Source organism: Bacteroidota bacterium (assembly GCA_005882315.1).
Taxonomy (GTDB): domain Bacteria; phylum Bacteroidota; class Bacteroidia; order Chitinophagales; family Chitinophagaceae; genus VBAR01.
The window spans coordinates 885,299-900,637 of record VBAR01000001.1; the positions used below are offsets into that span (position 1 = coordinate 885,299).

Consider the following 15,339-nt stretch of genomic DNA (forward strand, 5'->3'; position numbering starts at 1 on the left):
AGCAATAAAAACCGACTTTAAAGTTATTAAAATAACTCTGATTATTGGGGTAATTCAAGCACTCATATTAGCGTCAACCTGTATTCTAAATACTTTTACCTGATTATGGTAATCGTTCCTTTTGCAGTTATAAGTTTCTCATCGGTGGTGTAGTATTCCAATATCCACGCAAATACACCTACGGGTTGAACAGTTCCGCCATATTTGCCGTCCCAGCTTTCGCCATATTTAGCAGTATAAAAAACACGGTTGCCCCAGCGATTGAAAATTGAAAATCCTTTTAGCGATTTCATACCAACAATATAGGGTGTGATCACATCATTTAAACCGTCGCCGTTAGGTGTAAAAGCTGAAGGCAAGTAGTAACCTGGCTTTTTCAAAATCTGCACAAGGAATGTATCGGTGGTAACACATGTGTTTTTATCAGTAATGTCGATGAGATACCTGACATCATTGCCATTGGCAAAAAATTCTGTGACCGGAGAATTATAATTACTCAGTTGTATATGTGGCTTCCAGTTATAAATACTTCCTACAGTATCTCTTACTTTGATCACTCTCGATTCACTAATTGGAACAGTAATGTCTTTATATCGGATACCCGCTAACGGGCTACTTACTTTTATTTTTTTAGTTATTTGTTTCGGATCGCTTTCACAACCAAGTGTAGTTATTTGCAGCGTTACATTAAAAGTTCCGTTTGATGTATAAGTAACTGGTAATGGATTTTTTAATTGTGACCCGGGACCTCCATTATTAAAGGTCCATCTATATTGAGCAGAAGCTGATCCATTTTCATTACTAAGGTTACTAAACAACACAGGTCGGTTTGTACAAATTGTATCCCATGAAAAATCGGGGATGCCAATCGGCATTACATACACTGCAGATTCGATACTGTCTTTACAGCCAAAGGAAGTAGTTGCTATCAGTTGTGTTCTATAAGTACCTGTCGAATTAAAAGCTTTAGTAGCATGGGTAGTTTGTAAATTCGAACCATCGCTGAATTTCCAGTTATAAGTAATTGGTGAATTATCTGAAACAGTTGATCTGTTAGTAAAGACAAAAGAATTATTGGTAATACAAAATGTATCATTGTTTACTGTAAAAGCAGCCTGGGGTAGTGGATTTACATTTATATTCAACCTGGCAGTTGTATCAGTACATCCTCTTTCAGCAAGCTGTGCCCAATAAGTACCGCTTATTGTGGGTTGATAAGATAAAGTAGTTGCTCCGGAAATTGTTGTTGCATTATTATACCATTGTATCCCTGCATTAATATTTCTAAGTGTCAATAAAGCTTCTGTGTTCCCATCGCAAAATGAAGCATTGCCGATTAATCTAATAGCAGTATCGATAACAATTGGAGATATTAGAACTGTATCATAAGAAAAACAACCTGTAAGCACATCTGTTGTTTTTACAATAAACTGGGTTGGTGTAATGGATGCCCGCAATCCTGCGACAGGATCTGGTAAGATTGGGTTATTTACAAAATTTGCAGGTGTCCATGAGTACATTAAGCCTGAAGCGGGTGGCCCGCCCAATTGTACAGACTGATATTTACAAAGAGAAGTATCACGACCTGCAACAGAAACAGGCTTGGTAGCTACAGAAATCGTAGCGTATAAGGTATCTATGCAACCATATCCTTGATACGGAAATACGATAACCGGGTAAACACTACCAACTGATGGAGGCGGGTTAAGAGGTAAAACTTGAAAGGTATCCAGCAAAGTTGTGAACCTGGTATCTGAATACCATTGATAAGATTGAAAGCCATGTGGTGCTGTAAGGCTTAGAGAATTATCGCCCTGGCAAAGTGTAGTGCCTAAAATGGCACCATTACAATTGCTATTTATATCTACATAGGCGTAACCAAAATGACCACCGCGGGTACAATCATTTGTGATAAATTCTATTTTAATTGTACGACCAACATATGAATTCAGATTTACCGTCACCGGTGTCCAGTCTTTATATATCACACTTCCGTCCACGGTTGATTGCTGAAAACCCGGAAGTCCGAAAGAAGCTGCAAAATCAAAACTTGCGCAGGGAATCCTGGCACCAGAACTAAGATCCGTAATGATTGCCTGGAACCGTGGCTGTTCTTCCACGATATGGTCAAGTGGATTTTGAAGCACTATTGCATAATGAAATAAAAGAGAAAATCCTTGAGCTGTTGAGGGTATCGTGTAGGTATAAGAAATTTTTTCAGCACCTCTTCCTCCGACGTTGTTTCCCAATTCAACGCTATACCCACTTCCATTTGGACAAATTCGGGGAAACCTTCCATACTGATCGTTGCCCGCATTTAATGAAGGTATAATTGTATGTTGACCCGGAACCTCGTTGGCACCTGTCCAGGTTATTACATTTGTTCCGTTAACAAGTGAAACAACTCCTGTATTACATGTCCAGTTAGAAAAATCAGCATATTCAAAATCCATATTAGGCGGGCATAGACCTTGTTGTGCTCTAGCTATATCCACTGACAAGACAAGCAGGATACCAAATATAATATTGCCGGGAATTTTGAAATTCAACCTGCCCATAACCTTCAAAATTCCCGAAAAAAGTATAGAAATGTTGTAGAGTTTCTTCTATTTAAAAACGTTAGTCAGTTAGCTATTTGTTTAGCAAAACTTATTCCCCTGGCTCCTCACATTCGGTCAAAACATCGTTTATTTGCATTTTTAGAAATCGTTTTTCTCCAATCATAAAAAACCTGATTATCCATGAGCTACATTTCCGAAATTTTCGCAAGACAGATCCTTGATTCAAGAGGCAATCCTACAGTAGAAGTAGATGTAATAACCGATGAAGGTGCCCTCGGCCGTGCGGCGGTACCAAGCGGCGCCAGCACAGGCATCCATGAGGCAGTAGAACTGAGAGATGGCGATAAGAAAAAGTATGTAGGCAAAGGAGTATTAAAAGCAGTGAAGAATGTGAACGAAGTAGTTGCCCCTGTATTGATGGGTTTTGACGTAGCCGATCAAACAGGTATTGATGAAATGATGATACAACTGGATGGTACACCTAATAAAGGAAAATTAGGCGCCAATGCATTGCTTGCTGTAAGTATGGCTGTGGCAAAGGCGGCAGCTGAAGAAGCATCATTACCACTGTACCGTTATATCGGTGGCACCAATGCAAAGACATTGCCGATGCCGATGATGAATATTTTAAATGGCGGCGCACATGCTGATAATAAAATCGATTTCCAGGAATTTATGATCATGCCGGTTGGTGCATCTGATTTTAGTGAAGGCTTGCGCTGGGGTGTTGAAATTTTTCATACGTTGAAAACTGTATTGAAGAAAAAAGGTTTTAGCACAAATGTGGGTGATGAAGGTGGTTTTGCTCCAAACATCCAAAGCAACGAGGAAGCAATTGATACGGTAATGGAAGCTATACATGCTTCAGGCTATAAGGCCGGTTCGCAAATAGTAATTGCAATGGATGCTGCCAACAGTGAGCTATGGGATGCTAAAAAGAAAAAATATGTTTTTCATAAAAGCGATGGCAAAGAACTAAGCAGCGATCAGTTAGTTAAGTTCTGGGAAAAATGGGTAAAGCAATATCCAATTGCATCCATTGAAGATGGTATGGCAGAAGATGACTGGAGTGGTTGGGCTGCACTGACAAAGTCTATTGGTAAAAAATGTCAATTGGTAGGTGATGATCTGTTTGTTACAAATGTTACACGTTTGCAGGAAGGTATTGATAAAGGTATCGCCAATGCATTGCTTGTAAAAGTAAACCAGATAGGAACAGTAACAGAAACTATCAATGCTGTTACCCTGGCACAGCATAACGGATACAATACCATCATGAGTCATCGTAGTGGTGAAACAGAAGACACAACAATCGCTGATCTGGCAGTTGCATTGAACTGTGGTCAAATAAAAACCGGTAGTGCATCACGTAGCGACAGGATGGCGAAGTACAATCAGCTTCTCCGGATCGAAGAAATGTTAGGCATGTCGGCTGTTTATCCAAAAGGAAAGATTAAATTTGGTAAGTAATAATAAAATTGAAGTATGAAATACACTTCATACTTCAATTTTTGAAACTCCAATCATATGAAACTACTATCCCACATTCCAGCGTGGCTGGCCAACAAATACACTATTGCCACCGGCATTTTTTTAGCCATTATTTTATTTTTTGATAAAAACGACTTTTTTACCCGCCAGGCAAGAGACAGGGAATTAAGGGACCTGATGCAAAGCAAGGCCTATTACCAGAAGGAAATAGCGACAGAACGTCGTGAATTAGAAGGTCTTAAAAATAACCCCGCTACTATTGAGAAATATGGCAGGGAAAAATACCTGATGAAAAAGGATAACGAAGATCTCTACATAATACCCGAAAAAGCGACTGAAAAAGGAAAATAATACCCCCCGCACAATAAGGCTTCCCTACCCCCGTTTATAAACCTGACGGTACTTTTCTATTTTTTCAAGGACAAACAAAATTTCAGGACATTAACGGATTGCCCATGACCAACTTTACACCCGAAGATCTATTATTGTATCTCTACAAAGAAACATCACCCGTACAAACCGCGGCTATCGAAAAGGCTTTGAAAAAAGACTGGACGCTCCGCGAAAAACTGAATGTCTTAAAAACTTCCATGCAACGATTGAACAAGATCAAAGAAAATCCAAGAACTGAAGTTGTATTGAATGTTTTGAACTACGCAAGAAAGACTTCAAAAGAAAAAGTCGGCTAAGATTGTTTCTCAAAAAATTATTACCATCCTGACCTAACCGTCGGGATGTTTTGTTTAAGCCTTTTCTCTTTTAATCGCATGGACTAAATTGCAGCATGACCAAAAAGGAACGCTACCAGTTTGTTATTGATTATTTCCAAAAGCATACTCCTGAAGCTGAAACAGAATTAGTTTATGATAGCCCGTATGAATTGCTCGTAGCTGTAATTCTTTCTGCACAATGCACAGACAAAAGAGTAAATCTTACAACACCCGCCATCTTTAAAAAATTTCCCGATGTTTATGCATTGAGTAAAACAAATTTTGATGAATTGTTTCCTTTTATAAAAAGCATTTCTTATCCTAACAATAAAACAAAGCACCTGATCGGAATGGCGCAGAAAGTAGTGAATGAGTTCAATGGAAAAATTCCAATGACAGTGGATGAGTTGGTGCAGCTACCAGGTGTAGGAAGAAAAACAGCGAATGTGATCACCTCTGTTGTAGACAAACAACCAAACATGGCAGTTGATACACATGTGTTTCGTGTAAGTAAGCGGTTGGGCTTGGTAAGTCAATCAGCAAATACACCGCTGGCTGTAGAAAAAGAATTAATCAAACATATACCCGAAAATTTGATCCATAAGGCACATCACTGGCTTATACTTCATGGTCGCTATACCTGCCTCGCAAGAAACCCAAAATGCGATCAATGCGGTTTGCGTGCAATATGTATTTACTTCAAGAAGAGTTGATTCGTCGGCTTAAAGAACCAAATATTGAGAAAAGCAAAAACTTTAGTAGAACTACGGACTTATTCTTAAAAAATAATACTCCTTATACTTTGAGGGGCAAGGCCTGTTTTATACTTTTACTCTCCCCCAATCTCCCTGCAAATACTATCCAGTTCAGTATCTCTAAATTTTCCATTCTCTATTTAAACTGATTTTTCAATGGTCCGGATTCTTTTGAGAGTTTTTCTTTTGGTTTTTATTGTTCTTTCCTTCTCCTCGCTCAGGGCACAATACTATTATTACAATGAAAATTATTATGAAAAAGAAGTCAATTTTGAACTGGGGGGCTCTGTTGGTTTTATGAATTGTCTTACCGACCTCGGTGGCAAAAAAGGGATCGGCAAAGGATTTATTAAAGACCTCAACGGAAAAAATAAAAACCTCAGCTACAGCATTTTTGCAACAGCTACCTATCACTATATTTTAGGATTAAGACTGGAGGCCACATTCGGAAAAGTAGAAGCGTCTGATAGTATTTTAAAACCCATTGCAGCCAGTACTTTCGGTCGTTATGAACGCAACCTGAGCTTCCGCAGCCCTATTACAGAAATCCAGTTATCATTGGAATTTCATCCTATTTACCTGAAAGTAGATTATGATAAAGACCCTTCGCTGCTCTCCCCTTATCTTATCGGGGGGATTGGCTATTTCAGTTTTAACCCGCAGGCAAAGCTGGGAAATCAATGGCATGATCTACAGCCGCTTCGTCTTGAAGGACAGGGTTTCGCCGAATATCCCACCCATAAAGAATATAAACTCAGCCAAATGAATTTACTTTTTGGCTGTGGTCTTAAATATGAGATAAACCAGATGCTGAATGCGAGATTGGAAATAGTACAGCGTAAATTATTTACCGACTATCTCGACGATGTAAGCACCGAATACATTAATCCTGATCTTTTTCCGAACTATCTCACTCCAGTACAAGCATCCATTGCAACGCAACTGCATGACAGGCAGGGAGAATTATCGCCAAGCCACATCACAACACCTGGTTATCAGCGTGGTGATCCAAAAGATAATGACAGCTATTTCAGCTTGCAGGCGAAGATCAGTTTTATGATTGGGCGTTTAAAAAGAGTCCGTTATAACTGACCGGAGAACAGTTGATTTATTTCTTGTAATTTGTAATGTTATTTGCGCCAGTTTTGACAAGCTGTTTTGCCGGAAATCTTTAATAATTAACTTTACGTAGATAATCTTGCTTTTTTCCGCACCCTTGATGAACCAATTAACTATTTGTATGGAGAAAAACTCTTTTGATATAAAGATCAACAGCCGTCTATCATTCAAGCCGATGATAGAAATGCTGAAAAAAAATATTGCCGATGGCAACCCGGGTTTAAAAAAGCTCTATAGCCACCTGGTAGATGAAATAGAACAACTTCCTGAATTGCTGGAACCCATTGATGATGTAGCGATATTGAAACCACATACCGAACTTATTCAGCAATTATTATCAACTATTTTTCCGCCTACCAATTCAGGACATGAAAACCTGCATGCTGTTGCACTGCCATTTACTTTTCATACAGTTTACTATTCACGGCTGTTCCAGTTATTATTTTTAAAACCCGGCACTGAAGAAATAAATGTACCGGAAGACGAAATAGGCAATAATCTTTCAAAAGAAAGGATCCATTTTGCCTGCCACCTGGTTTTGAAAAAATATTGTGGCTATCATTCGCAGGAATTGACCAGCACGGTCTATCCTTATATTGATCCGCATACCGGGCTTACCAAATATCTTGAACTGAGACTCGATTTTCGTTTTGTAGATGTAAAACCGATTGGCGATCTACCCGACTTACCTATGGATATTGTATGCGCTGATACTAAAACGCTTTTTACTATAGAAGAATTGATGCAGCATGTACCACTTGAGAAATTTGTTTTTGAAGGACTGGCAATTGTAAGGGTAAATGATGTAACGGAAACAGAAGTGATATCCCGTATAAAAAACAGTTTGCTGCACATCAATGCATTTTCTGATGCTATTGTATATAAAGAACTGGAAGACCATGTGCAAAGCCTGATCGGGTTAAAAGGCCTTAAGATCGGTATCACACCTTTCTTCAAGGTAAACGGGCATTATGTATATTCAGAATTGCACAACAGCAACAGCCTGCTCTTTAAACATTTTCATACTATCTCCGACAAAGATGAAATAAGTGATTGTTGTAAACTGTTGTTCCGTACCAATGATCGACCGGTTGTATTTGAAAAATTAGATGAAAAGAGTCTTGCTGAAATAGAATACCTGAAATACTATTATTCAGAAGGTATCCGCAGCCTTATTGTATGCCCGTTGAAACAGGGTAATGATCTGATCGGCATCCTGGAAATAACTTCAGAAACAATAAGTAAGCTCAATCATACACATATCAGCAAAATAGAAACAGCTATTCCTTTATTTACACTCGCATTGGAAAAAAGTGCAAATGGACTCGATACCCAGATCGATAAAATAATTAAAGAGCAGTTCACAGCTATTCAGCCTGCAGTAGAGTGGCGTTTTACTGAAGCCGCACTAAACTATATCGTACATCAGCAAAAGCATGATGATGTGAAAATGGAGAAGATCACATTTGATGATGTGTCTCCTTTGTATGGCGCAATAGATATCCGCAACTCCAGCACCGAACGTTCACATGCTATTCAACTTGACCTTGTGGAGCAATTGCAAATGGCCCGGCATGTAATAGACAGGGCACAAGCTGATTCTCCTTTTCCTTTATTACAGGAAATAGAATTTAAACTGGATAAATTCATTGCCTCTGCATCGGATGTATTATTGAGTGATGAAGAAAACATAATTTGTGAGTTTTTAAGCAACCAGGTAAAGTCGCTTTTTAATCATATTCACAGCGCACAGCCCGTTATAGCAAAAGAAATAGAGAATTATTTTGCAGCATTGGACCCGCAACTTGGCACTATCTATCATCACCGGAAAGATTATGAGAACAGCATTACTAAAATAAATGATACGCTGGCCCGGTTTATTGATAAGGAAGAAGCGGCAGCACAAAAAGTTTTCCCTCATTATTTTGAACGTTATGTTACCGATGGTGTGGACTTTAATATTTATATGGGTCAGTCTATTTCGCCACGCAAAAAATTTGATGAAATATACCTGCGCAACCTGAAGATGTGGCAACTGAGTATGATGGCCAAAGCGTCACGTCAAACACATAAACTGGAAAGCCAGCTTTCTCATGCATTAAAGACTACGCAACTGATACTTTCGCATTCGCAGCCTTTAACTATTACTTTCCGCACGGCAGAAAGAAAATTTGATGTGGATGGAGCTTATAATGTTCGTTATGAAATAGTGAAGAAGCGTATTGATAAAGTACGCATAAAAGATACAAACGAACGTCTCACTCAACCTGGCAAGATTGCTATTGTTTATTCACAATCCAAAGAAGCCGAAGAATATTTAGAATACATTGAGTTTTTACAAAATCAACATTTGCTAAAACCCGGGGTAGAGCATCATGACCTTGAAGATCTGCAAGGTGTCGTTGGTTTAAAAGCTTTACGGGTAGAGATTCAATATGAAGAACATCATACTGAACATAAAGTTGAGTTATCTAATACTACAAGTCAGCAGTTGATTGGAAAGTGATACTTGATGAATAGAATTCTATACTGTTCGTATCAGGTTAAAAGGATCACAGCGTACTTATCATCTCCACATCTTCTTCTTCTACTGCTTTTATACTTGCCTTTCGGGTAATAATATTTCTTCCAAGCAAGAAAATACATAATGCAGTGGTAGCACAACAAGCCATCACAGCAGTCATTGGTATAGCCGTGTGGTTTTGAAAAACACTGACAAGTACAGATATACATGCACCAATGCCCATTTGAATAGCCCCCATCAATGCCGAAGCACTTCCGGCAATATGCCCAAATGGAGCTAAAGAAAGTGCTGATGCATTTGGAAAAATAAAACCCTGGCAACACAAAAAAATAAATAGCATGAAGATGGTGAAGAATAAATCACTCCAGCCCAAAAGAACAACAGAGACTAAGATAACACCAATAATACTTTGGCAGCGCAATGCTGTTTTGATGATCTGTTCGCTGCTGTAATTTTTTAACAGCACACTATTGATCTGGCTGGCGCCAATAAGACCCATCGCTATTAGTGCAAATATCCATCCGTATTGTTTTTCATTCACCTTAAATATTTCCATAAATACATAAGGCGAGCCGGCGATATAAGCATATAACCCGGCAGAAGATACGGAAGCAGTTAATGTATATGTATAAAACTGCGGGTGCCTGATCACTCCTGCGAAACTTTTGATGATGGGCTTCGGTTTGAGTGAAAAACCCGGATCAGGTTTTTTGCTCTCAGGTAGTAAAAAATAAATGCCGGTAATAATGACGAGGGCTACAATGATGAGAATTAAAAAAACAAAACGCCACCCAAACAAAGCAGTTATATAACCACCTACTGTTGGCGCAATGACCGGTGATACCGCTACTACCAGCATCAGCGAAGAAAATATTTTGGCATTTTGTTTTACGTCAAACAGATCTCTGACCATAGCTCTTGCCGTTACTAAACCTGCACAACCGCCAAGGGCTTCTAAAAATCTGAATAAGATCAATGCATTTACAGATGTAGCCAATGCACAACCAACAGATGCAAGCAGGTAAATAATAAGTCCGGCATATAAAGGTTTTTTTCTGCCAAATCTTTCTAGCAACGGGCCATATAATAATTGCCCGGCCGAAATACCAATGAAAAAACTGGATAGTGATAGTGTTACCTGTGCTACAGATGCATTTAATCCTTTTGCAATATCCGGAAATGCAGGCAGGTACATATCAATTGAAAAAGGGCCAATAGCTGTGAGCAAGCCTAATATCAAAATGATATTAAAATTTTTATTTCTAGTCGCATTAATCATATCCTTAACGACCAACCAATTTTTGTAGCTGTTCGGGATATCTCTCGCCCTGAACTTTAATTTCTGAAGAGGCATTATCTATTTCCTGAAGTTCATCGGCTGTAAATTCAATATTAACAGAACCCATGTTTTCTTCCAGGCGATGCAACTTTGTTGTTCCGGGAATAGGAACGATCCATGGTTTTTGCGCCATCAACCAGGCAAGTGCAACCTGCGCAGGTGTTGCATTCTTTTTTGCCGCAATATTGTTGAGCAGATCGATCATTGATTGATTTGCTTTTCTTGCTTCTTGTGAAAAACGGGGAACAACATTTCTAAAATCGGTACTGTCAAACTTTGTATTCTCATCGATTTTTCCAGTAAGAAACCCTTTACCCAGCGGACTGAATGGAACAAAACCAATTCCAAGTTCTTCCAATGTTGGCAACAGTTCTTCTTCGGGTTGTCTCCACCACAAAGAATATTCGCTTTGCAAAGCAGCAACAGGTTGTACTGCATGAGCCTTGCGAATTGTTTTTACTCCAGCTTCGGACAATCCAAAATGTTTTACTTTACCTTCTTTGATCAGATCTTTTACAGCACCTGCAACCTCCTCGATCGGGACTTCGAGATCAACACGATGCTGATAAAACAGATCGATAACATCAACTCTTAATCTCTTTAATGAAGCTTCACAAACTTGCTTTATATGTTCAGGCCGACTATCCAGGTCACTCCATTTACCTTCTGCATTTGGTTTCCATCCAAACTTCGTGGCTATTGCTACTTGTCCTTTAAATGGCTCTAATGCTTCACCAACAAGTTCTTCATTTGTAAATGGTCCGTAAACTTCAGCTGTATCAAAAAATGTAACTCCCATCTCCACTGCTTTGCGCATAAGAGCAATCATTTCTTTTTTATCTGCAGCAGGTCCGAGACCAAAACTCATTCCCATACAACCCAGACCAAGAGCTGATACTTCAAGACCACTGTTTCCTAATTTTCTTTTTTGCATTTTAGTTTGAGTTTATGATACAAAGCTAAATAGATGCCAGAACTGGAAATAACGAAACCGGTCTTTAAAAAAGACTGTTTCAAAAAATTAACCTGACTATTCACCAATCACACGCCATCTCCATCAAGCAAATTACCCAAACCTCCTAAAAGGCTTCCTTCATCTTTTCTTTTATAAGTACCGTATGCAAGAATGCGGCTGGCTAAACGGCTGACTGGTAATGTTTGGATCCAAACTCTTCCGGGTCCACGTAATGTGGCAAAGAATAAACCCTCACCACCAAATAATGTATTTTTTATGCCGCCGACAAATTGAATGTCGTAATCAACCGAGGGAGTGAATGCAACAATACAACCCGTATCAATTTTCAATACTTCACCGGGTTGCAGGTCCCTTGCCAGTACATGCCCGCCTGCATGAACAAATGCCATTCCATCACCTTCCAGTTTTTGCATAATGAACCCTTCGCCGCCAAATAAACCTGTTCCGAGTTTACGTTGAAATTCTATTCCAATCGCTACTCCTTTTGCTGCACATAGAAATGCATCTTTCTGGCAGATCATTTTACCACCCAGCTCAAAAAGATCCAGCGGAATAATTTTTCCGGGATAGGGCGAAGCAAAGGATACACGTTTTTTCCCCTGGCCCATATTGGTGAAGGCTGTCATAAATAAACTCTCCCCTGTAAGTACCCTTTTACCGGCACTCATCAGTTTGCCAAAAAAACCTTTTTCCTGGCCGCGGCCATCGCCGAAAATGGTTTCCATTTGCACCGCCTCATCCATCATCATAAAGGCGCCGGCCTCTGCGATCGCCGTTTCCTGGGGATCCAGCTCTACCTCCACATACTGCATTTCTTCGCCATAAATATGGTAATCTATTTCATGATTGGTTCGTGTTTGCATACTTGTTTTGAATTTTTACCCAAAGTTAGGCCTCATTGGTACAAACCTGCTTAAACAAATGATAAATGGGAGCGGCACAGCCGCAGTTTTCACTACATTGCAAATCCAAAAAATAATTACCATGAAAAAAATGATGATGTTGATGGCCGGCGTTTTGTTTATGCTAGCCGGTATTGGCCAGACCAAGCTGGTTGAAAAAGTTGAAAAAAAGGGAACCGAGATCGTTATCCCTTATGAAAAATATGTTTTACCTAATGGACTTACGCTGGTGGTACACGAAGATCACAGTGACCCTGTGGTACATGTGGATATTACCTATCATGTGGGCAGTGCCCGTGAAGAAATAGGCAAAAGTGGTTTTGCGCATTTCTTTGAGCATATGATGTTCCAGGGAAGTGATCATGTGAAAGATGAAGAACATTTTAAAATAGTTACCGAAAGCGGCGGCACACTGAATGGCAGTACTAACCGTGACCGTACGAATTACTTTGAAACTGTTCCTTCCAACCAATTGGAGAAAATGTTGTGGCTGGAGGCTGATCGTATGGGTTTTTTACTGGATGCAGTTACTCAACAAAAATTTGAAATACAGCGTAGCACTGTGAAAAATGAAAGAGGACAGAACTACGACAACCGTCCTTACGGTTTAGTGTTTGAAAAACTTTCAAAAAATTTATACCCCTATGGCCATCCTTATTCATGGTTAACGATCGGGTATATAGAAGATCTGAACGGTGTTAATGTAAATGATCTGAAAAATTTCTTTTTAAGATGGTATGGCCCTAATAACGCAACACTTACAATTGGTGGTGATGTAACACCCGCTGCTGTTGTTAAATTAGTAGAAAAATATTTCGGTTCTATTCCCCGTGGACCAGAAGTAAAACCAGTGGTAGTTCCTGCTGCTATACTTGAAAGTGATCGTTATATTTCTTATACAGATAATTATGCGAAGCTTCCTTTACTGGCGGTAGTTTACCCGACTGTTCCTAATTATCATCCTGATATGGGTGCATTATCTTGTCTTGCACAAGTGTTAGGACAAGGAAGAAATTCAGTTTTATACCAGCAACTGGTAAAAAAGCAATTAGCTCTTCAGGCAAGCGGTAGCAGCCAGCTTAGCGAACTTTCAGGCGAATTTTCTTTCCAGTTCATTCCATTACCCGGAAAGAATTTAAAAGATATGGATTCATTGTTTCGTAATGCGCTGGATAGTTTTGAAGCGAGAGGCGTAACAGACGATGATATTACAAAATTCAAAGGCGGTATCGAATCACAACTGATAAATGGTTTGCAAAGTGTAGCTGGTAAAGTTTCCCAGTTAGCTGCATTTCAAACTTTTTCAGGCAATCCGAATAAAATATCTGACTTGCTGAAAATGTATGCAGTCGTAACCAAAGAAGATGTGATGAGGGTTTACAACAAATACATTAAAGGCAAACATGCTGTATTTGCAAGTGTGAATACAAAAGGACAGGAAACAAATATTGCCAAAGCAGATAATTATAAAATCGATTCTACAAAATACACAGCACCTGATTATGGTTATGCAGGGTTGAAATATGCAAAGGCAAAAGATGCATTTGACCGCAGCAAAAAACCTGGTAACGGCCCTAATCCTGTAGTGAAAGTGCCAAAATTCTGGCGCAAAGATCTGCCAAACGGAATTAAAATGATCGGTAGCGAGGCCACAGAAGTGCCGAGTGTTACGATCACTATTACAATTCCTGGTGGTCATTTACTACAAGCAAAAGATACTTCTAAGGTTGGTCTTGCTTCTTTCTTTGCTGGCATGATGAGTGAAGACACAAAGAATTATACATCAGAACAAATGGCTGTAGAATTACAGAAACTGGGAAGTAATATTTCTGTTGGTAATGCAACAGATGGTATTGTATTTACTGTTACATCGCTGAGGAAAAACATAGATAAAACATTAGCATTGCTGGAAGAAAGAATGTTTAATCCCAAATTCACACAAAACGCATTTACAAGAATACAAAAGCAAACACTCGAAGGTTTTAAATCAGCTAAAGGACAACCTGCTGCTATTGCTGATGAAGTAATTGCTAAACTCAATTATGGTAAAGACCATATCCTTGCCATGAGTGAAGATGGCACTGAATATACAGTGAAGAATATGAAGATCGATGATATTCAATATTACTACGACAACTTTATGACCTCTCAAAAAACAAGAGTAGTGGTAGTAGGCGATATCAAGCAAGAAGAAGTATTATCGAAACTTGGTTTCCTGAATAAGCTGCCAAATAAGAAAGTTGAAATACCCGCTATTGCTACAGCACCTTCGGTTGATCAGTCAAAAATATTTTTAGTGGATGTACCTAAAGCTGCTCAAACAGAATTCAGGGTTGGTTATAATACCGGCCTAAAATATGATGCAACAGGGGAATACTTTAAAGCTGGTTTAATGAACTATGCTTTGGGTGGCGGATTCAATAGCCGTCTGAATCTGAATTTGCGTGAAGATAAAGGATGGACCTACGGTGCAAGAAGCGGATTCAGCAGCGATGAGCAAACTGGTGATTTTGAATTCAGTGCAGGTATTCGTGCAGATGCTACAGACAGTGCATTAATAGAAGTAGTGAAAGAAATGAAAGGTTATGCTTCTACCGGCATCTCTGATAATGAAATGACATTTATGAAAAGTGCTATCGGTCAGCGTGATGCATTGCGTTATGAAACAGGTGCACAGAAAGCTGGTTTCATTGGTAATATTTTAAAATATAACCTGCCTGCTGACTATACCGATCTGCAGAGTAAAATTGTAAAAGGCATTACCAAAAAAGAGATCGATGCATTATCTAAAAAATGGATCAATGCAGATAAAATGAATATGCTATTGGTTGGCGATAAAGCAAAAGTATTAGCTGGCCTGCAAAAAATGGGCTACCAGATCATAGAACTGGACAGCGATGGCAAACCAGTAGAGAAGAAAGCATTCTGATAAATCGTTTTTTTAAAGAAATTTTAAGCCCCG

Annotated in this window: 11 protein-coding genes; 7 read left to right on the forward strand and 4 right to left on the reverse strand. The window is 39.1% G+C overall.

Features of this window, described 5'->3' with window-relative positions:
• Positions 1-95: 95 nt before the first annotated feature.
• The gene (locus E6H07_03600) at positions 96-2,558 is read right to left on the reverse strand and encodes a PKD domain-containing protein (protein ID TMI65016.1); all 2,463 of its coding nucleotides are present in this window, start codon (positions 2,556-2,558) and stop codon (positions 96-98) included.
• Between the two features lie 183 nt (positions 2,559-2,741).
• Here E6H07_03600 and E6H07_03605 point away from each other — a divergent pair, with 183 nt between their 5' ends.
• The 6 genes from E6H07_03605 (at position 2,742) to E6H07_03630 (ending at position 9,142) form a co-directional block, all read left to right on the forward strand.
• Positions 2,742-4,031, forward strand: a complete 1,290-nt coding sequence (locus E6H07_03605) for a phosphopyruvate hydratase (GenBank protein TMI65017.1) — start codon at positions 2,742-2,744, stop codon at positions 4,029-4,031.
• Positions 4,032-4,088: 57 nt separating this feature from the next.
• Complete coding sequence (locus E6H07_03610) at positions 4,089-4,403, forward strand: septum formation initiator family protein (protein ID TMI65018.1); 315 nt, start codon at positions 4,089-4,091, stop codon at positions 4,401-4,403.
• Positions 4,404-4,507: 104 nt separating this feature from the next.
• Positions 4,508-4,741 carry a hypothetical protein gene (locus tag E6H07_03615; GenBank protein TMI65019.1) on the forward strand — a complete coding sequence of 78 codons (234 nt, stop codon included), beginning with the start codon at positions 4,508-4,510 and terminating at the stop codon, positions 4,739-4,741.
• Positions 4,742-4,836: 95 nt separating this feature from the next.
• Positions 4,837-5,475, forward strand: coding sequence for an endonuclease III (nth, locus tag E6H07_03620; protein TMI65020.1), 639 nt, complete (start codon positions 4,837-4,839; stop codon positions 5,473-5,475).
• A 198-nt stretch (positions 5,476-5,673) separates the two neighbouring features.
• On the forward strand, positions 5,674-6,609 hold the full coding sequence (locus tag E6H07_03625) for a hypothetical protein (GenBank protein TMI65021.1): 936 nt from the start codon (positions 5,674-5,676) through the stop codon (positions 6,607-6,609).
• 148 nt (positions 6,610-6,757) lie between these two features.
• Positions 6,758-9,142 carry a hypothetical protein gene (locus E6H07_03630; GenBank protein TMI65022.1) on the forward strand — a complete coding sequence of 795 codons (2,385 nt, stop codon included), beginning with the start codon at positions 6,758-6,760 and terminating at the stop codon, positions 9,140-9,142.
• 46 nt (positions 9,143-9,188) lie between these two features.
• On the opposite strand, the gene E6H07_03635 is transcribed toward E6H07_03630, so the two are convergent.
• From E6H07_03635 to E6H07_03645, 3 genes are all read right to left on the reverse strand, one after another.
• Complete coding sequence (locus E6H07_03635; GenBank protein ID TMI65023.1) at positions 9,189-10,439, reverse strand: multidrug effflux MFS transporter; 1,251 nt, start codon at positions 10,437-10,439, stop codon at positions 9,189-9,191.
• 4 nt (positions 10,440-10,443) lie between these two features.
• Positions 10,444-11,433: an aldo/keto reductase gene (locus E6H07_03640; protein TMI65024.1), complete on the reverse strand. Its 990-nt coding sequence runs from the start codon at positions 11,431-11,433 to the stop codon at positions 10,444-10,446.
• Between the two features lie 107 nt (positions 11,434-11,540).
• Positions 11,541-12,338: a TIGR00266 family protein gene (locus E6H07_03645; protein ID TMI65025.1), complete on the reverse strand. Its 798-nt coding sequence runs from the start codon at positions 12,336-12,338 to the stop codon at positions 11,541-11,543.
• A gap of 121 nt (positions 12,339-12,459) precedes the next feature.
• Between E6H07_03645 and E6H07_03650 the strand changes: the two genes are divergently transcribed.
• Positions 12,460-15,306 carry an insulinase family protein gene (locus E6H07_03650; GenBank protein TMI65026.1) on the forward strand — a complete coding sequence of 949 codons (2,847 nt, stop codon included), beginning with the start codon at positions 12,460-12,462 and terminating at the stop codon, positions 15,304-15,306.
• Positions 15,307-15,339 lie beyond the last annotated feature (33 nt).

Coding starts and splice junctions, on each gene's coding strand:
- nth (TMI65020.1), top strand. CDS start 4,837: ATGACCAAAAAGGAACGCTACCAGTTTGTTATTGATTATTTCCAAAAG.
- E6H07_03650 (TMI65026.1), top strand. CDS start 12,460: ATGAAAAAAATGATGATGTTGATGGCCGGCGTTTTGTTTATGCTAGCC.
- E6H07_03605 (TMI65017.1), top strand. CDS start 2,742: ATGAGCTACATTTCCGAAATTTTCGCAAGACAGATCCTTGATTCAAGA.
- E6H07_03615 (TMI65019.1), top strand. CDS start 4,508: ATGACCAACTTTACACCCGAAGATCTATTATTGTATCTCTACAAAGAA.
- E6H07_03640 (TMI65024.1), bottom strand. CDS start 11,433: ATGCAAAAAAGAAAATTAGGAAACAGTGGTCTTGAAGTATCAGCTCTT.
- E6H07_03600 (TMI65016.1), bottom strand. CDS start 2,558: ATGGGCAGGTTGAATTTCAAAATTCCCGGCAATATTATATTTGGTATC.
- E6H07_03635 (TMI65023.1), bottom strand. CDS start 10,439: ATGATTAATGCGACTAGAAATAAAAATTTTAATATCATTTTGATATTA.
- E6H07_03610 (TMI65018.1), top strand. CDS start 4,089: ATGAAACTACTATCCCACATTCCAGCGTGGCTGGCCAACAAATACACT.
- E6H07_03645 (TMI65025.1), bottom strand. CDS start 12,338: ATGCAAACACGAACCAATCATGAAATAGATTACCATATTTATGGCGAA.
- E6H07_03630 (TMI65022.1), top strand. CDS start 6,758: ATGGAGAAAAACTCTTTTGATATAAAGATCAACAGCCGTCTATCATTC.
- E6H07_03625 (TMI65021.1), top strand. CDS start 5,674: ATGGTCCGGATTCTTTTGAGAGTTTTTCTTTTGGTTTTTATTGTTCTT.